14 protein-coding genes are annotated in these 18,573 nt (G+C 64.9%); 12 read left to right on the forward strand and 2 right to left on the reverse strand.

Annotation, left to right across the window (positions count from 1 at the left end):
• Positions 1-6 precede the first annotated feature (6 nt).
• Positions 7-5,619, forward strand: coding sequence for a hybrid sensor histidine kinase/response regulator (locus tag GJ698_RS13875; RefSeq protein ID WP_371865305.1), 5,613 nt, complete (start codon positions 7-9; stop codon positions 5,617-5,619).
• Here the strand turns inward: GJ698_RS13875 and GJ698_RS13880 are convergent.
• Positions 5,600-7,039: a cryptochrome/photolyase family protein gene (locus GJ698_RS13880; protein WP_154358216.1), complete on the reverse strand. Its 1,440-nt coding sequence runs from the start codon at positions 7,037-7,039 to the stop codon at positions 5,600-5,602. The genes GJ698_RS13875 and GJ698_RS13880 overlap by 20 nt on opposite strands.
• A gap of 154 nt (positions 7,040-7,193) precedes the next feature.
• Here GJ698_RS13880 and GJ698_RS13885 point away from each other — a divergent pair, with 154 nt between their 5' ends.
• From GJ698_RS13885 to GJ698_RS13910, 6 genes are read left to right on the forward strand one after another with little or no spacing between them, the layout of a single operon-like run.
• Positions 7,194-7,847 carry a YqgE/AlgH family protein gene (locus GJ698_RS13885; protein WP_229259981.1) on the forward strand — a complete coding sequence of 218 codons (654 nt, stop codon included), beginning with the start codon at positions 7,194-7,196 and terminating at the stop codon, positions 7,845-7,847.
• On the forward strand, positions 7,848-8,237 hold the full coding sequence (ruvX, locus tag GJ698_RS13890; protein WP_154358217.1) for a Holliday junction resolvase RuvX: 390 nt from the start codon (positions 7,848-7,850) through the stop codon (positions 8,235-8,237).
• A gap of 2 nt (positions 8,238-8,239) precedes the next feature.
• Entirely contained in the window at positions 8,240-8,749 is a 510-nt protein-coding gene (pyrR, locus tag GJ698_RS13895; RefSeq protein ID WP_154358345.1) for a bifunctional pyr operon transcriptional regulator/uracil phosphoribosyltransferase PyrR, read from the forward strand.
• Between the two features lie 6 nt (positions 8,750-8,755).
• Positions 8,756-9,721: an aspartate carbamoyltransferase catalytic subunit gene (locus GJ698_RS13900; protein WP_154358218.1), complete on the forward strand. Its 966-nt coding sequence runs from the start codon at positions 8,756-8,758 to the stop codon at positions 9,719-9,721.
• Complete coding sequence (locus GJ698_RS13905) at positions 9,718-11,031, forward strand: dihydroorotase (protein WP_154358219.1); 1,314 nt, start codon at positions 9,718-9,720, stop codon at positions 11,029-11,031. Before GJ698_RS13900 ends, GJ698_RS13905 begins: the two co-directional genes overlap by 4 nt.
• Before the next feature lie 9 nt (positions 11,032-11,040).
• Complete coding sequence (locus GJ698_RS13910) at positions 11,041-11,793, forward strand: lysophospholipid acyltransferase family protein (RefSeq protein WP_154358220.1); 753 nt, start codon at positions 11,041-11,043, stop codon at positions 11,791-11,793.
• Here GJ698_RS13910 and GJ698_RS13915 read toward each other — a convergent pair.
• Positions 11,790-12,647 (reverse strand): symmetrical bis(5'-nucleosyl)-tetraphosphatase, encoded by an 858-nt coding sequence (locus GJ698_RS13915; RefSeq protein WP_154358221.1) that lies wholly within the window; start codon positions 12,645-12,647, stop codon positions 11,790-11,792. The two genes, GJ698_RS13910 and GJ698_RS13915, sit on opposite strands and share 4 nt — an antisense overlap.
• Before the next feature lie 100 nt (positions 12,648-12,747).
• On the opposite strand from GJ698_RS13915, the gene rfbB reads away from it, so the two are divergent.
• From rfbB to waaC, 5 genes are all read left to right on the forward strand, one after another.
• Positions 12,748-13,818, forward strand: coding sequence for a dTDP-glucose 4,6-dehydratase (gene rfbB, locus GJ698_RS13920; protein ID WP_154358222.1), 1,071 nt, complete (start codon positions 12,748-12,750; stop codon positions 13,816-13,818).
• Positions 13,815-14,711 carry a glucose-1-phosphate thymidylyltransferase RfbA gene (rfbA, locus tag GJ698_RS13925; RefSeq protein WP_154358223.1) on the forward strand — a complete coding sequence of 299 codons (897 nt, stop codon included), beginning with the start codon at positions 13,815-13,817 and terminating at the stop codon, positions 14,709-14,711. Before rfbB ends, rfbA begins: the two co-directional genes overlap by 4 nt.
• Positions 14,712-14,974: 263 nt before the next feature.
• On the forward strand, positions 14,975-16,069 hold the full coding sequence (locus GJ698_RS13930; protein ID WP_154358224.1) for an MraY family glycosyltransferase: 1,095 nt from the start codon (positions 14,975-14,977) through the stop codon (positions 16,067-16,069).
• A gap of 121 nt (positions 16,070-16,190) precedes the next feature.
• Positions 16,191-17,573, forward strand: coding sequence for a phosphomannomutase/phosphoglucomutase (locus tag GJ698_RS13935; protein WP_154358225.1), 1,383 nt, complete (start codon positions 16,191-16,193; stop codon positions 17,571-17,573).
• Between the two features lie 6 nt (positions 17,574-17,579).
• Positions 17,580-18,572 (forward strand): lipopolysaccharide heptosyltransferase I, encoded by a 993-nt coding sequence (gene waaC, locus GJ698_RS13940; RefSeq protein ID WP_154358226.1) that lies wholly within the window; start codon positions 17,580-17,582, stop codon positions 18,570-18,572.
• Position 18,573 lies beyond the last annotated feature (1 nt).

Below are 18,573 nucleotides of genomic sequence, written 5' to 3' on the forward strand. Positions count from 1 at the left end.
ACAAGCATGACCAACACCGATCTTTCGCTTCCCCCGCTACCGCAATTGGATACTGGCCCTCTGTCGTGGGTGATGGTGGAAATTCGCGAGTCGCTGGCGCGTTCGCGCACCGCCTTGTTTGAAGCGGGCGGCCGTGAGCCGGAAGATCAGGCCACGCAATTGCAGCATGCGAAGTCGCACCTGCATCAGGCGCATGGCGCCTTGCAGATGGTGGACCTGGATGGCGTGAGCCTGATGACCGAGGTGGCCGAGGCGGCGCTGGACCGCTTCAAGGCCGGCACGCTGAAATGCAGCACCGATAACGTGCAGGCGGTGGCGCAGTTGTATCAGGCGCTGGTGGAGTATCTGGAGGAGCTGCTGGACGGCGCTCCGTCGCAGCCGGCCAGGTTGTTCCCGTACTATCGCGCGGTGCAGGAGATGATGGGGGCGGAGCGCATCCATCCGGCCGATTTGTTCTTCCCTGATTTGTCGCAGCCGGTCAGCCTGCCGCTGGCCGCCACCACTAGCGATGCTGCCGATGCCGCGCCGGATTACGCGGCCTATCGCCAGCGCTTCGAGCGCGCGCTGCTGCCGTATTTGAAAAGCACCGATCCGGCGCAGCAGCAGGAACACGCCGCTGCCTTGCTGAACGCCGTCGAGCTGGTGGCCGAGGCGCAGCAGGATGGGCAGGCGCGCGCGTTCTGGCTGGCGATGCAGGGCTTTGCCGAACTGGTGGCGGGTGGCCAGCTGACGGCCAGCCTGTACGTCAAGCAGCTGTTCGGCATGATCAATCTGCAGATCCGCCGCCTGAGCCAGGGTACGGCGGCGCAGCCGAAAGCGATGCTGCGCGACGCGCTGTTCTTCGTCGCCACCGCCGGCGCCGATTCGGCCGCCAGCGTGGTGCAGCAGCTGCGCGGCGCCTATGCGCTGGATGGCCTGGCGCCGGCGGATTACGAAACGCGCCGCTACGGCCAGATCGATGTCGAGGCGCTGGAACGCGCCAAGGCCGGCATCGCGCAGGCCAAGTCCAACTGGGACCGTCTCGCCAACGCGGAAATCGATCCCGATCTGGATGCGGCTTTCGAGGTGGCGCTGTCCGACGCTGCGGCCGAATGCGAAAAACTGAATCTGCCGGCCTTGAGCGCCTTGCTGCGCCAGCTGGCGGACGTCGCGCGCAAGGCGCAATCCGCCGGCCGTAGCGAAGAGCTGGCGCTGGAGATGGCGACTGCCTTGCTGTTTGCCGAGCATGGTTTGCAGCATATCCGCCATCTGCCGGACGATTTCGCCGCGCATGCCGACACCATCGGCGCGCGCTTGCTGGCGATGGTGTCCGGCGCCACGCCGCCCGAACCGGCGCAGTGGCAAAAGGGCCTGACGCACCAGATGCAGCAGGACGACACCGTGGTCGCGCTGGCGATGGAGATGAAGAGCGGCTTGCGCCAAGTGGAAAAGGTGCTGGACGATTATTACGCTGAACCGGCGAAACGGCCGTCGCTGCTGGAGCTGGACCCGGTGCTGCATCAGTTGCAGGGCGCCTTGTCGGTACTGGACCAGGATGATGCGATGCGGGCGGCGCAGCATGTGAAGTCGGCCGTGCTGGCGCTGGCGCGCGGCGAGGGTGATCCGGCGGTGGAACCGAAGGCGCTGGATGACATTGCGCAGAATGTGGGCGCGCTGGGATTCTTTGTCGATATGCTGGCGCAGAATGCGGCCGGCGCGCGCGAGCGTTTTGCGTTCGATGCGGAGCAGGGCAGTTTCCGCTCGGTGCCGTTCAAGAAGATGGCTGGTTCGGAGTCGATTCCGGTGCTGGACGAGCAGGTGCCCGCGCCGGCGCCGACCGCGATGCCGACGGAGGCGCCGCCGCCTGCCGCCAGCGATGCCGCGGTGGAGGCCGAGCTGCTGGAGATCTTTATCTCCGAGGCGCAGGAGGTGCTGGTGTTCGTGGATGCGACGCTGGCCAGGCCGCGCGCGGAGGCGGGCAGTGAAGAGAATCTGACCATGCTGCGGCGGTCCTTCCATACCTTGAAGGGCAGCGGGCGCATGGTGGGCCTGAATCAGTTTGCCGATGCCGCCTATGCCCTGGAGAAGGTGATGAACGTGTGGCTGGCGGAGCAGCGGCCGGCTACAGATGCCTTGTTTGAACTGCTGAACGGCGCAGCGCAGGAGATGGGCGCGTGGGTGGCCGAACTGGTCGCCAGCGGCATCTCCGCACGCAACGCCGACGCCCTGATCGCCGCCGCCGCGCGTGTGCAGGACGGCGGCGAAGCCGGCCTCGCACCTTCCGCCGCACTTGCGTCTACCGATGACGCCACGCCGTCCGACGTCGCGCCTGTCGCCGACACGTCGGTCATCGACGAACCCGCCATCGATCTGCCAGCCGCAGGGGCCGACGAACCGGCGGTGATCGCGCCAACCACGCCGCCGATCGTCAGCCACGGCAACGTGATTGAATTCCCGACCATCGCGCCGAACGTGCCGCGCGATGACAACATCAAACACATCGGCGAACTGGCGATTCCTCTGCCGCTGTACAACATCTACCTGCACGAATCCGATGACCTGGTGCGCAAGCTGGTGCAGGACTTCGGCGAGTGGCGCCACGAACCGCGCCGTCCGGTCAATCCGGAAGCCCTGCAGGCCGCGCACACGCTGGCCGGCACCTCCGGCACGGTCGGCTTCAAGTCCCTGCGCGAACTCGCATTGGCGCTGGAAGACACGCTGGAAGTGCTGCTGCCGCCCGCGCCGCATCTGGATCAGGTCCAGCATGATTTGCTGGACTTCACCATGGAACGCATCCGCCAGATGCTGCAAGGCTTCGCGGCCGGCGAGCTGCCGGACGCGCAGCCGGAGCTGATCGGCGCGCTGCAAGGCCTGCGCGAAGAGCTGGCGGTGACGCCGCCTGCCGCCAGCAACGAGATCGAATCGCGCCTGGACAATCTGGTGGCGGAGACGATGGATGGCATCAATACGCCGCCGGAAGTGCAGGAGTCCGCGCTGGACCAGCTGTTCCGCGAAACCTACAACGCCATCAGCGGCACCGTGCCGGAGTCTGAAGCGCCGGTAGCGCCACCGCCGAAGAAAAAGCCGGAAGTGCACGTCGACGACGGCATCGATGACTTGTTCAACGCCGCATTCGACGACGCCTTTGCCGATCCACCGCTGAAGATGGCCGAACCGCTGCCGTCCGAACCAGTGGCCGCGCCGGCGCCGCCGGAGCCTTGGCCGGAAGAGGAAATCGTCGCCGCGCCGGCCGAAGAGCCTACGGCCGAAGTCGAGCCGGAACCGGAACCGGAACCGGAACCGGAACCGCAACCGGAGCCTGACGCCGAGATCATCGCTCTGGCGCCCGCCGAGCCGGAAATCCTCACCGCCGCGCCAGCCCTGTTCAACGACGAACTGGACGCCGACCTGCTGCCCGTCTTCCTGGAAGAAGGCGCCGACCTGCTGCCGCAAGTCGGCGAAGCACTGCGTACCTGGCAGCACAATCCAGCCGACACCGCGCAGGCGCAAAGCCTGCTGCGCCTCCTGCACACCGTCAAAGGCAGCGCGCGCATGGCCGGCGCGATGCGCCTCGGCCAGCACTGCCACGAAATCGAAACGCACATCGAAAACATGGTGCACGCCGGCTCCGCCACACCGCAAGCCTTCGATGAACTGATGGCGCACTACGACCACGCGCTGCTCCTGTTCGAACAACTCCAGAACCCGATCGCGCCGCAAGCCGAGGCGGTCACCGACCTGGCCGGCAACGTCGCAACGTTGCAGGACGGCGTCACGGCCGGAGACGCGACACCTGAACCAACGCCAACCAGCGTGCCGCAAGCCCCGGCGGAAGAGGCCCCAGCCGGCATCAAATCGCCACTGGTGCGCGTGCGTGCCGACATTCTGGACCGCCTGGTGAACCAGGCCGGCGAAGTTTCGATCTCACGCTCCAAGCTGGAAAACGAAGTCGAAACCCTGCGCGCATCGCTGACCGACTTCTCGGACAATCTGGCCCGCCTGCGCCGCCAGCTGCGCGAAGTCGAAATGCAGGCCGAATCGCAAATCGCCTCGCGCATGGCCATCTCCAGCGACCGCGAATTCGACCCGCTGGAATTCGACCGCTTCACCCGTCTGCAGGAACTGACCCGCATGATGGCCGAAAGCGTCAACGACGTCGCCAGCTTCCACGAAAGCCTGGCCCGCAGCGTCGACAACGCCCACAACGACCTGACGCAGCAAGCCCGCCTGACGCGCGACCTGCAACGTGACCTGATGCGCGTGCGCATGGTGCCCTTTGCCAGCATCTCGGAGCGCCTGTTCCGTGTCGCCCGCCAGAGCGCCAAGGACGTCGACAAACGCGTCAACCTGGATATTCGCGGCAGCAGCGTGGAGCTGGACCGCAGCGTGCTGGAACGCATGGCCGCGCCGTTCGAACACCTGCTGCGCAACGCCATCGCGCACGGCGTGGAATCGCGTGAAGCGCGCAGCGCCGCCGGCAAGAGCGAAACCGGCGAGCTGCTGGTGCAGGTGGCGCAGGAAGGCAACGAGATCGTCATCGAATTCAGCGACGACGGCGGCGGCCTGGATCTGGAACGCATCAAGGCCAAGGCCATCAGCGTCGGCCTGCTGGCGGAAGAAGACGCCGCCACCGATGCGCAGATCGCCGACCTGATTTTCGAACCAGGCTTCTCCACCGCCGAAGCGCTGACCGAACTGTCGGGACGCGGCGTCGGCATGGACGTGGTGCAGTCGGAAGCGCAAGCGCTGGGCGGCCGTGTCGACATGTTCTCGGAGGCGGGCAAGGGTACACGCTTCACCATCCGCCTGCCGCTGACCCTGGCCGTCACGCAGGTGGTACTGTTGGCCGCCGGCGGCAAGACCTACGCGCTGCCGGCGATCCTGGTCGAGCAGGTGCTGCAGATGAAAGACGCCGCGCTGGCCGAGGCGCGCGACAACGGCATGCAGTATCTGCCGACGCTGCTGGGCGATGTCGCGCAGCCGGCCATGCAGCGTTCATCGCCGGTGATGATGCTCAAGAACGGCAACGAGCGCCTGGCCTTGCAGGTGGATGAGGTGCTGGGCAACCGCGAGGTGGTCATCAAGAACATCGGCCCGCAGTTGTCGCGCATGGTGGGGATTGCCGGCGCCACGGTGCTGGGCACGGGCGATATCGTGCTGATACTGAACCCGGTGGCGCTGGCGCAGCATCTGGCGCATCACCCGGAGGTGAAGCCGCAGTATGCGCAGGTGGCGGCCGATAGTCCGGCGGCGCAGCTGGGGTCGGGCCGCACCATCATGGTGGTGGACGATTCGTTGACGGTGCGGCGCGTGACCCAGCGTCTGCTGGAGCGCGAAGGCTATCGCGTGCTGCTGGCGAAGGACGGCGTGGATGCGCTGGAGCAGTTGCAGGCGTCGGCGCCGGACCTGATGCTGGTCGATATCGAAATGCCGCGCATGGACGGTTTCGACCTGACGCGCAATGTGCGCGGCGACGAGCGCACCAAAAACATCCCGATCATCATGATCACCTCGCGCAGCGCCGACAAGCACCGCAACGTTGCGCTGGAGCTGGGCGTGAACGCCTACTTCGGCAAGCCGTTCCAGGAGGCGGTGCTGCTGGAGGCGATCAGCGGCCTGCTTACGCCGTCGGCTTCTTGACCACTTCGTAGCGCTCAAGCGTCAGCTTGCGCGCTTCGTCGTGCATCACCACCGGCGCCGGGTAGTCCGGCGCCAGCATGCGCGGCGCCAGCCATGGCGCGTGGATTTCCTTGTCGCTCAGTTCTTTCAGCTGCGGCAGGTAGCGGCGGATGAATTTTCCTTGCGCGTCGAACTTCTGCGACTGCGTCACCGGATTGAAGATGCGGAAGTAAGGCTGCGCATCGCAGCCCGATGACGACGCCCACTGCCAGCCGCCGTTGTTGGACGCCAGGTCGAAGTCGTTCAGGTGCAGCGCAAAGTACGCTTCGCCGCGCCGCCAGTCGATGCCCAGATCCTTGATCAGGAAGCACGCCGTCACCATGCGCAGCCGGTTGTGCATCCAGCCAGTCTGGTTCAGCTGCAGCATGGCCGCATCCACCAGCGGATAGCCGGTGCGGCCTTCGCACCAGGCGGCGAACAGTTCGTCGGCTTCCGGGCCGGTTTCCCATTCAATCGCGTCGTAGGCCGGCTTGTAGGCGCCGCCCACCACGTGCGGGTTGTGGTAGAGGATCATGGCGTAGAACTCGCGCCAGATCAGTTCCGACAGCCACACGGCTGCGCCTTCGCCGCCGGCGCCACGCTCCTGCAAGTCCAGCACCGTGCGTACCAGGTGGCGCACCGACAGCGTGCCGAAACGGAAATGCACCGACAGATAGGACGGCCCCTTCACGGCCGGGAAATCGCGCGCCACGTTGTAGTCGGCCATGCGCGGCAGGAAGTCCTCGAACAGCTGCGCCGCGCCGGACATGCCGGTCGGGATTTTCAGTTCGGCCAGGTTGCTCGGCTCGAAGCCCAGCTCGGCCAGCGTCGGCAGCGCCGGAGCGGGCGAGGGTGGCGGCGCCAGGCGCGCCGCATGCGGCTCGATGTTGTATGGCGCCAGCACCGACGGATCGGCGGCCAGCTTTTTCAGCCAGGCGTTCTTGTACGGCGTGAACACCGAGAACACGCCGCCGGTCTGCGACAGCACCTCGCTGCACTCGAAAATCACCTGGTCCTTGTAGCTGTAGAACTGGCGGCCGTCCGCTTCCAGCGCGCTGGCCACCGTGGCGTCACGTTCTATCGCTTGCGGTTCATAATCGTGATTGCAGAACACCGCCTGCACGCCGAGTTCGGCGGCCAGTTGTGGGATCTCGGTGGCCGGATCGGCGTGCCGCACGATCAGGTGGCCGCCCAACTGTTCCAGCTCCGCCGCCACTTCGGCGATGCTGGCGTGGATGAAGTCGACGCGGCGGTCGCGGCGCGGCAGGCTGTCGAGGATGGTGGTGTCGTAGATAAAAACGCAATACACCTTGTCACTCGCCAGCAGCGCCTGGTTCAGGGCCACATGGTCGAAAACGCGCAGATCGCGGCGCAGCCATACGAGGGAAGAAGTCAGTTTCATTCGGTCTGTATCAATCTTGTGTGAGACGCAATCATGGCCGCACCCGCAATTCAGTGTAAACTACAGGGTAAACAGAGTTGCTAGCCGCGCGAATACTACAGTAATTGTCAGCAGCACAGAAAGAACACGCACCCCAGCAGAGAGAGCAACTTGTATGAAGAAGAGCAAAATAGGCAAAACTCTACCTGTCGCCGGCATGATGCAGGAAGCCGGTGTATCCCTGGAGCCGTTCGGCGCTGCCGCCAGCACGCTGAATCTGGCAAATCATTTCCTTATTGCAATGCCATCCATGCAAGATCCGGTCTTCGGCGGCACGGTGGTGTATGTCTGCGAACACAATGAAAACGGCGTCTTGGGCGTGGTGATCAACAAGCCCACCGACATGACCATGCACACGCTGTTCGAACGCATCGATCTCAAGGTCGAATCCGGCCTGGAAGGCCATGACGACGAGCCGATCATGTTCGGCGGCCCGGTGCAGGACGACCGCGGCTTCGTGCTGCACACGCCCGGCCACCGTTATTCCTCGTCGCTGACGGTGACCGATGAAATCGCCTTCACCACCTCGATCGACGTGCTGGAAGCGGTGGCGGCCGGCGAAGGTCCGCCGCGCATGCTGGTGTCGATCGGCTATTCGGGCTGGAGCCCCGGCCAGCTGGAAGAGGAAATCGGCCGCAACGGCTGGCTGACGGTCGGCGCCGATCCCGAAATCCTGTTCAACATGCCCATCGAGGACCGCTACACGGCCGCCATGCGCCTGCTCGGCATCGATCCCTTGATGCTGACCTCCGAGGCAGGTCACGCGTAAATGGGCGGTATTGAAACCATCTTCGCTTTCGATTTCGGCATCAAACGGATAGGCGTGGCAATGGGCAATACGATGTTGCGCCAGGCCGAGCCTGTCAAAGTCATCAGCGCTGTCGACAACGCCACCCGCTTTGCCGACATCCAGAAACTGCTCGACGAGTGGAAGCCGGCCCGGCTGGTGGTCGGCCTGCCCATGCACCCGGACGGCGCCGAGCACGAAATGACCGCCCGTGCCCGCAAGTTCGCCAATCAATTGAACGGCCGCTTCAACCTGCCGGTGGAGCTGGTCGACGAACGCTATTCCTCGGCCGTCATCACGGCCAGGCGCGGCGAGGTCATCGACGACCGCGCCGCCGCCATCATTCTGCAACAATACTTCGATACCCTGTGACCATGTCTACCCTCAATCCCAACCAACTCGATGCCGAAGCGCTGTACGCGACGCTGCTGGCCGATGTGAAAGCCGGCCTGGCCGGCGTGCCGGATGTCGCCATTGTCGGCATCCACTCTGGCGGCGCCTGGATCGCCGAACGCCTGGCGGCCGACCTCGGCCTGTCCGCGCGCTGCGGCGTGCTGGACGTGTCCTTCTACCGCGACGACTACGCCAAGAAGGGCCTGCCGGCCGAAGTCAAGCCGACCAACATCACCTTCGACGTGGCGGCCGCCAACATCCTGCTGGTGGACGACGTGCTGTACACCGGCCGCACCACGCGCGCCGCGATCAACGAGCTGTTCGACTACGGCCGCCCGGCGCGCATCATGCTGGCGGCACTGGTGGACCGCGGCGAACGCCAGCTGCCGGTGGCGGCCGATTTCGTCGCCGGTCACGTGGCCGTGCCGAAGGGACAGGCGCTGGTGCTGCAACGCGCCGACGATGGAAAATTTACGCTAACCATTGAATAACACACCATGCTGAATCCGCAACTGAACAAACACGGCGAGCTGCAGCACTTGCTGTCGATCGAGGGCCTGCCGAAAAGCATCCTCAATCACATCCTGGACACCGCCTCGTCCTTCGTCGGCATCTCCGACCGCGACGTGAAAAAAGTGCCGCTGATGCGCGGCAAATCGGTGTTCAACCTGTTCTTCGAGAACTCGACCCGCACCCGTACCACCTTCGAGATCGCCGCCAAGCGCCTGTCGGCCGACGTGATCAACCTGAACATCCAGGCCTCGTCGACCAGCAAGGGCGAATCGCTGCTGGACACCATCGACAACCTGGCGGCCATGCACGCCGACATGTTCGTGGTGCGCCACGCGCAGTCCGGCGCGCCCTACCTGATCGCCAAGCACCTGATGGAAACCAAGCAGAACCACGTGCACGTGGTGAACGCGGGCGACGGCCGCCACGCGCACCCGACGCAGGGCCTGCTGGACATGTACACCATCCGCCACTACAAGAAGGACTTCACCAACCTGCGCGTGGCCATCGTCGGCGACATCCTGCACAGCCGCGTGGCGCGTTCGGACATCCACGCGCTGACCACGCTGGGCGTGCCGGAAGTGCGCGCCATCGGCCCGCACACGCTGCTGCCGGGCGGCCTGGAGCAGATGGGCGTGCGCACCTTCACCAACATGGATGAAGGCCTGAAGGACGTCGACGTGATCATCATGCTGCGCCTGCAGAACGAGCGCATGAGCGGCGCGCTGCTGCCGTCGGCCGGCGAGTACTTCGCCAGCTACGGCCTGACGCCGGAACGCCTGGCGCTGGCCAAGCCGGACGCCATCGTCATGCACCCGGGCCCGATGAACCGCGGCGTGGAAATCGATTCCGCCGTGGCGGATGGCGCGCAGGCAGTGATCCTGCCGCAGGTGACGTTTGGTATCGCAGTACGCATGGCGGTGATGAGTATCGTAGCAGGGACGCAAGCATGAAGAACATTCACATCAAAAACGGCCACGTGATCGACCCAGCCAACGGCGTCGACGGCATCAATGACCTTTACCTCGCCGACGGCAAGGTGCTGGCGGTAGGCGCGGTTTCGGCTGAATTCGCGGCCGGCTTCAGCGCCGACCAGACCATCGACGCGACCGGCCTGATCGTGTCGCCGGGCTTCGTCGACCTGTCGGCGCGCCTGCGCGAGCCGGGCTTCGAATATAAGGCCACGCTGGAATCGGAAATGCAGGCCGCCATGCAGGGCGGCGTCACCACCCTGATCTGCCCGCCGGACACCGATCCGGTGCTGGACGAGCCGGGTCTGGTGGAGATGCTGAAATACCGCGCGCAAAAGCTGAACCAGGCGCACGTGCACCCGCTGGGCGCACTGACCATGGGCCTGAAGGGCGAGCAGCTGACCGAGATGTCGGCGCTGACCGAATCGGGCTGCATCGGCTTCTCGCACGCCGAGCAGCCGATTGAAGATACCAACGTGCTGCTGCGCGCCATGCAGTACGCCAAGACCTTCGGCTACACCGTCTGGCTGCGTCCGCAGGATGCGCACATCGGCATTGGCGGCGTGGCCGCGTCCGGTCCGCTGGCGTCGCGCCTGGGCCTGTCCGGCGTGCCGGTGATGTCGGAAACCATCGCGCTGCACACCATCTTCGAACTGATGCGCGCCAGCGGCGCCCGCGTGCACCTGTGCCGCATCTCGGCCGCCGCCAGCCTGGAACTGATCCGCAAGGCCAAGGCTGAAGGCCTGCCGGTCACCTGCGACGTCGGTGCGCACCACATCCACATGACCGACGCCGACATCGGCTTCTTCGATTCGAACGCGCGCATGGCGCCGCCGTTCCGCAGCCAGCGCGACCGCGACGCGATCCGCCTCGGTCTGCTGGACGGCACCATCGATGCGCTGTGCTCGGACCACACGCCGGTCGACGACGACGAGAAGCTGCTGCCGTTCGGCGAGGCTTCGCCCGGCGCCACCGGCCTGGAACTGCTGTTGTCGCTGACGCTGAAATGGGCTGATGATTACGCCGCCACGCAGGACACCGGCGCCCAGCGTCCACTGTCGCGCGCGCTGGCCCGCATCACCTCGGAAGCGGCGCGCGTGGCCGGCCTGGCGGCAGGCACGCTGTCGGTAGGCGCGGTGGCGGACGTGGTGCTGTTCGACGCGGGTGCGCACTGGACGGTGGAAGCGTCGGCGCTGGCCAGCCAGGGCAAGCACACGCCGTTCCTCGGCTATAACCTGGCGGGTCAGGTACAAACCACCATCGTGGCCGGCTACGTTGCCTATCAACGCTGACCTGTTTGCATGAAACTGTCGACTATCTTCCGCCTGGTGCGGGTGCTGCTGCACGTGTTCAAGGGTATGGCGATCTGCGCCACGGTGTTTCCATGGATCGGCCAAGAGCGGCGCAACGCGCACATCCGCCGCTGGTCCACCAAGCTGCTGGGCATGTGCAATGTGACCGTCGAGACGGCGGCCGGCAGCGCGCCGGTGCTGGAGCGGTCGATGGTGGTGGCCAATCACGTGTCGTGGCTGGACATCTTCGTGGTGCACAGCCTGCACCCCAGCCATTTCGTCGCCAAGGCCGAGATCCGTTCCTGGCCGCTGGCCGGCTGGCTGGCGGAGAAGGCCGGCACCGTGTTCATCTCGCGCGGCAACCGGCGCGATCTGCGGCATATCTTCAAGGGACTGGTGACCACGCTGGAGCAGGGCGAGCGGGTAGCGTTCTTCCCGGAAGGGACCACGGCGGCGCAGGGCAACCTGCTGCCGTTCCACGCCAACCTGTTCGAGGCCGCCATTGACGCCAAGGTGCCGGTGCAGCCGTTTGCGCTGATGTACGAGGATGCCAACGGCGGCCGGCATCCGTCGGTGGATTTCATCGGCGAGACCAGCTTTGCCGAAAGCATCGTGCTGATCCTGAACGGGCCGCCGGTCAAGGCCAGGCTGGCGATTTTGCCGCCGGTCGACACCACCGGCGCGCACCGCCGCGACCTGGCCGAAGTCACGCATCAAGCCGTGGCCGCCGCGCTGGGCGTCACGGCGTCAACGACGCACTAGGCTTTTCCGCCCGGTTCCTTGAACTGCGGACACTGCACCTGCAACAGCGTACGGTCTTCCAGGCAGACGGCGGACAGCTGGCCGCCCCACACGCAGCCACTGTCGAGACCGAGCAGCTTGGGCTGGAGGGTCAGGCCCAGCGCCGACCAGTGGCCGAACACCACCGTCTCGCGCGCGCTGCGGCGGCCGGGCACGTCGAACCACGGCATCAGGCCGGTCGATGGATCGGCCGTGCCGCTTTCCTTCATCTTGAAATCCATCACGCCATCGGCGGTGCAGAAGCGCAGCCGCGTCATGGCGTTGATGATGCAGCGCAGCCGTTCCACGCCCTGCAGATCGTCCGACCACTGGGCCGGCTCGTTGCCATACATCTCGGCCAGGAAATCCGCGATGCTGTCGCCGCGCAGCATGTCCTGTACCTCGCCGGCCAGCGCCATCGCCTGCGCGCCGGTCCATTGCGGCAGCAGGCCGGCATGCACCAGCACGTGCTCGCCGGAGCGGATCGCCAGCGGCCGGCGCCGCAGCCAGTCGATCAGTTCGTCGCGGTCCGGCGCATGCAGGATCTCGGCCAGCGTATCGGACTTGTGTTCGGGCCGGATGCCGTAGGCCACCGCCAGCAGGTGCAGGTCGTGGTTGCCCAGCACGCTATCGATGAGGCCGCCGCTGGCGATGGCCAGGCTGCGCACGTGGCGCAAGGTGGACAGCGAGTCCGGCCCGCGATTGATCAGGTCGCCAGCGAACAGAATGGATGGCTCCGCCACGCCGCTGTCGGCCGCGTGGACGCGTATGCGGTCGAGGAGGGCCAGGGCCTGGTCGTGGCAGCCTTGCAAATCCCCGATGACATAGGTTTTCATATGGACGCTCGCTGGTTCGTTGCTTATTTTTGCCCCGTCACGGGACACTTCACATAAAATCATGCCTACGACTAATTTGACGCTTGCTGCGGGATACTAAATGATTTTTGTAACGGGTGGTGCTGGTTTCATAGGCTCAAATTTCGTCCTGGACTGGCTGGCCCAGTCGGATGAGCCTGTCATCAACTTCGATAAGCTGACTTATGCCGGCAATCTGAACAACCTGGCCTCGCTGAAACAGGACGCGCGCCATACCTTTGTGCGCGGCGATATCTGCGACCAGGCCCAGGTGCTGGCGCTGTTCCAGCAGCACAAGCCGCGCGCCGTGGTGCACTTCGCGGCCGAAAGCCACGTCGACCGCTCCATCCTCGGTCCAGGCGAATTCATCAACACCAACATCAACGGCACCTTCAGCCTGCTGGAAGCGGCGCGCGCCTACTGGTCGGCGCTGCCGGATGACGAGAAAGCGGCGTTCCGCTTCCTGCACGTGTCCACCGACGAGGTGTATGGCACCTTGGGACCGGACGATGCGCCGTTCAGCGAAACCACTGCGTTTGCGCCGAACAGCCCATACTCGGCGTCGAAAGCCGCGTCCGACCACCTGGTGCGTTCGTACTTCCACACCTACGGCCTGCCGGTGCTGACCACCAACTGTTCCAACAACTACGGCCCTTACCACTTCCCGGAAAAACTGATCCCGTTGATCATCGCCAATGCGCAAGCCGGCAAGCCGCTGCCGATCTACGGCGACGGCCAGCAGGTGCGCGACTGGCTGTACGTCACCGACCACGCCGCCGCCATCCGCCGCGTGCTGGAAGCGGGCCGCCTGGGCGAGACCTACAACGTCGGCGGCTGGAACGAGATGGCCAACCTGGACGTGGTGCACACGCTGTGCGACATGCTGGACAAGCTGAAGCCGAAGGCCGAAGGCAGCTACCGCGACCAGATCACCTTCGTCAAGGACCGTCCCGGCCACGACCGCCGCTACGCCATCGACGCGCGCAAGCTGGAACGCGAGCTGGGCTGGAAACCGGCCGAGACTTTCCAGAGCGGCATCGCCAAGACCGTGCAGTGGTACCTGGACAACCAGGCCTGGGTGGCCGACGTGCAGTCGGGCAGCTACGCCAAGTGGGTGGAGACCAATTACTTTAACCGCGAAGGCCAGGCATGAGCACTCCTCAACGCAAGGGCATCATCCTGGCCGGCGGCTCCGGCACCCGGCTGTACCCGGTCACCATGAGCGTGTCCAAGCAGCTGCTGCCGATCTACGACAAGCCGATGATCTACCATCCGCTGACCGTGCTGATGTTGGCCGGCATCACCGAAATCCTGCTGATCTCGACGCCGCAGGACACGCCGCGCTTCAAGGATCTGCTGGGCGACGGCAGCCAGTGGGGCATCAGCATCAGCTACGCGGTGCAGCCATCGCCGGACGGCCTGGCGCAAGCCTTCATCATCGGCAAGGACTTCGTCGGCGACGCGCCGTCGGCGCTGATCCTCGGCGATAACATCTACTACGGCAACGACCTCGATGCGCTGCTGCGCCATGCCACCGAGCAGACCGACGGCGCCACCGTGTTCGCCTACCACGTGCAGGACCCGGAGCGCTACGGCGTGGTCGAGTTCGACGACAAGCGCACCGCGGTGTCGATCGAGGAAAAGCCGAAGCAGCCGAAGTCCAACTACGCCGTCACCGGCCTGTACTTCTACGACAGCCAGGTGTGCGACATTGCCGCCAACATCAAACCGTCGGCGCGCGGCGAGCTGGAAATCACCGACGTCAACCAGGTGTACCTGGACAAGGGCCAGCTCAACGTGGAAGTGATGGGCCGGGGCATGGCCTGGCTGGACACCGGCACCCACGATTCGCTGCTGGAAGCCGGCCAGTTCATCGCCACGATAGAAAAACGCCAGGGCCTGAAAGTGGCCTGCCCGGAAGAGATCGCGTATCGCAAGGGCTATATCAACGCCGACCAGCTGCGCAAGCTGGCCGAGCCGCTGAAGAAAAACAACTACGGCCAATACCTGCTGCAGATCCTGGAAGACAAGGTCGTCTCGCGCTGAAGACCCCCTCCGGGGTCAGGTCCCTCATTTCTACACGGCCCCAGCTGTAGCGACCGCTACAGCTGGGGCCGTGTAGAAATGAGGGACCTGACCCCGGAGTTAGGAGTTGTATCGATTGGTAAGCATGCTCTGTTGTGCAGGGCGCTACTGGTATTATGCCGGCGGCCCGCTAAACGCTGGCTGCCGCGTGTAATCCTGTACAATCAGCTGTTGGCACGTTGATAATGCTTCGTGTTGCGATACAACGCAGAAATTAAAATAATATGTTTTCCTTCCTACTGAGCTTTATCGCTTCCGCGCTGCTGACCTTGCTGGTCATTAAAGAAGCGAGATTGCACGGTCCGGCGCTGGACGCCAATTTCAACGGCGTGCAGAAAGTCCACGCCCACCACGTGGCCCGCATCGGCGGCCTGCCGATTTTTGTGGCGGTGGCGATCAGCTCGACGATTTCCATCTGGCGCGTGCCGGTGCTGGGGGACTTGCTGCTGGCGCTGCTGGCCAGCGCCGCCGTCGCCTTTGCCGGCGGCATCGTCGAAGATTACACCGGCCGCGTCAGCCCGCTGCGCCGTCTGCTGCTGACCATGGCGGCCGCCACGCTCGGCTATTTCCTGCTCGACGCCCGCATCGACCGTCTGGACTGGCCGTTCTCGGCCTGGACGCTGCCGTATATGTGGATCACGCTGCCGCTGACGGTGCTGGCGGTGGCCGGCATCGCCAACGCAGTGAACATCATCGACGGGTTCAACGGCCTGGCCAGCGTGGTGTGCATCTGCATGCTGCTGTCGCTCGGCTATGTGGCCCTGCAGGTCAACGATATGTTCGTGCTGATCGCCGCGCTGATGGTGGCCGGCGCCACCGCCGGTTTCCTGATCTGGAACTACCCGGTCGGCCTGATTTTCCTCGGCGACGGCGGCGCCTATTTCATCGGCTTCATGCTCGGCGAGCTGGCCTTGCTGCTGGTGATGCGCAATCCGCAGGTGTCGACCTGGTATGCCGCCTTGCTGCTGATTTATCCGACCTTTGAAACCCTGTTCTCGGTCTACCGCCGCATGTTCGTGCGCGGCAAGTCGCCGGCCATGCCGGACGGCATCCACCTGCACAGCCTGATCTTCCGCCGCATCGTGCAATGGGCGGTGGGCCGCAAGGAAGCGCGCGCGCTGATCCGCCGTAATTCGCTGACCTCGCCCTATCTGTGGCTGTTCTCGCTGACGGCGGTGATTCCGGCCACCGTGTTCTGGCGCCATACCTGGGTGTTGATGCTGTTCTGCATGCTGTTTATCGGCAGTTATATCTGGATTTACGTGCGCATCGTGCGTTTCAAGGCGCCGCGCTGGATGATTCGGCATAAAAAGCACTGATTTGCGCACCGCACAATTGCAAGGCTTGCGCGTCGCCATTATCACAATTACTATATGAAAGTTGTGTCTGCTGCAATGCAGGCAAGCTCCTTCCTACTAATCCCGCACGTACAATCCCACTATGGTCACCTTATCCAAAACCATCTTCAAAGCTTACGATATTCGCGGCATCATCGATAACACCCTGGACGCCGGTGTGGCGCACCAGATCGGCGCCGCCTTCGGCCGCGCCGCGCTGGCCAAAGGCGAAAAGAAAGTCGTGATCGGCCGTGACGGCCGCCTGTCCGGCCCTGCGCTGGCGAAAGCACTGGCCGAAGGCCTGCAATCGTCCGGCGTCGATGTGATCGACCTGGGCGTGGTGGCCACGCCGATGGTGTATTTCGGCACCAACGTGCTGGGCGCGGCGTCGGGCATCATGGTCACCGGCAGCCACAATCCGCCGGACTACAACGGCTTCAAGATGGTGCTGGCCGGCGAGGCCATCCACGGCGAGGCGATCACCGGCCTGTACGACAGCATCCTGGCGCACGACGGTTCGGCCGTCGCCAACCCGGGCGCCTACAGCACCCACGACATCCGCGAACAATACCTGCAGCGCATCATCGGCGATGTGAAGATTTCGCGTCCGATCAAGATCGCCGTCGACTGCGGCAACGGCGTGGCCGGCGCGTTTGCCGGCGACCTGTATCGCGGCATGGGCTGCGAAGTGATCGAGCTGTTCTGCGAAGTGGACGGCACTTTCCCGAACCACCATCCGGATCCGGCGCACCCTGAAAACCTGCAAGACCTGATCCGTTGCCTGCAGGAGACCGACGCCGAGATCGGCCTGGCCTTCGACGGCGACGGCGACCGCCTGGGCCTGGTGACCAAGGACGGCCAGATCATCTATCCGGACCGCCAGATGATGCTGTTCGCGGAAGACGTGCTGTCGCGCAATCAAGGCGCGCAGATCCTGTACGACGTCAAGTGCACCCGCCACCTGGCGCCCTACATCGAGAAATCCGGCGGCGTGCCGCTGATGTACAAGACCGGCCACTCGCTGGTGAAGGCCAAGCTGAAGGAAACCGGCGCCCCGCTGGGCGGCGAAATGAGCGGCCACATTTTCTTCAAGGACCGCTGGTACGGCTTCGACGACGGCCTGTACGCCGGCGCGCGCATGCTGGAGATCCTGACCAAGCAGCAGGACCCGTCGGCGCTGCTGAACGCGCTGCCGCAGTCGGACAGCACGCCCGAGCTGCACCTGCACCTGAAGGAAGGCGAGAACTTCAGCGTGATGGACAAGCTGCGCGCCGACGCCAAGTTCCCTGGCAATGAGCGCATCATCACCATCGACGGCCTGCGCGTGGAATACCCGGACGGCTTCGGCCTGGCGCGTTCCTCGAACACCACGCCGGTGATCGTGATGCGCTTCGAGGCGGAAACGCCGGCCGCGCTGGAACGCATCCAGGGCCAGTTCAAGAGCGTGATCCTGGCTGCCAAGCCTGACGCGGAGCTGCCGTTCTAAACTGCGATGTCGAATCAAAAGCCGCTGAATATCCTGCTGGTGCGCGTGTCGTCCCTGGGCGACGTGCTGCATAACATGCCGATGGTGGCCGACATCGCCCGCCATTACCCGGACGCGAATATCGACTGGGTGGTGGAGGAGGGCTTTGTCAGCCTGGTGCGCTTGAACGCCCGCGTGCGCAACGTGATTCCGTTCGCGTTGCGGCGCTGGCGCAAGAGCCTCGGCAAGCCGGAAACGCGCGCCGAGATCAAGCACTTCTTCCGCACGCTGCGCCAGCAGGAATACGATTTCGTATTCGATACCCAGGGCTTGCTCAAGACCGGCATCATCATGGGCGCCGCGCGCGTGGCGAAGGGCGGCCGCAAGGTCGGCCTGGCCAACGGCAGCGAAGGTTCCGGCTACGAGGGTATCTCGCGCATCTTCCATCATCTGAGCATTCCGACCGATCCGCGCACGCACGCGGTGGCGCGCGGGCGCATCGTCGCCGGCGCGGCGCTGGGCTATGCGGTCGATACGCCGGCCGATTTCGGCCTGCCGGCGCTGCCGGACGATACGCCGCGTCCCGAGTGGATGCCGGCGTCGTATGCGGTCTACTTCCACGGCACCGCGCGCGACGCCAAGAAGTGGGCCACCGACAACTGGATCGCGCTGGGCAAGGAACTGGCGCCGATGCCTGTCCTGCTGCCCTGGGGTTCGCCGAAGGAAAAGGCGGAGGCGGAGCGGATCGCCGCCGGCCTGCCGAATGCGGTGGTGCTGCCGAAGCTGCCGATGGCCGACGCCATCATGCTGGCGCGCCGCGCCGCGCTGGTGATCGGCGTCGACACGGGGCTGGTACACATCGCGGCGGCCTTCGTGCGGCCGACGGTGGAGATTTATGCCGATTCGCCGCGCTGGAAGACCGAGGGCAACTGGTCGCCGCGCATTATCAATCTGGGTGATCAGGGCACGCCGCCATCGGTGGCGGAAGTGCTGGCTGCGGCCCGGAGTCTGTTGGGCTGAT

This window comes from Duganella aquatilis, from assembly GCF_009674565.1.
Taxonomy (GTDB): domain Bacteria; phylum Pseudomonadota; class Gammaproteobacteria; order Burkholderiales; family Burkholderiaceae_D; genus Rugamonas; species Rugamonas aquatilis.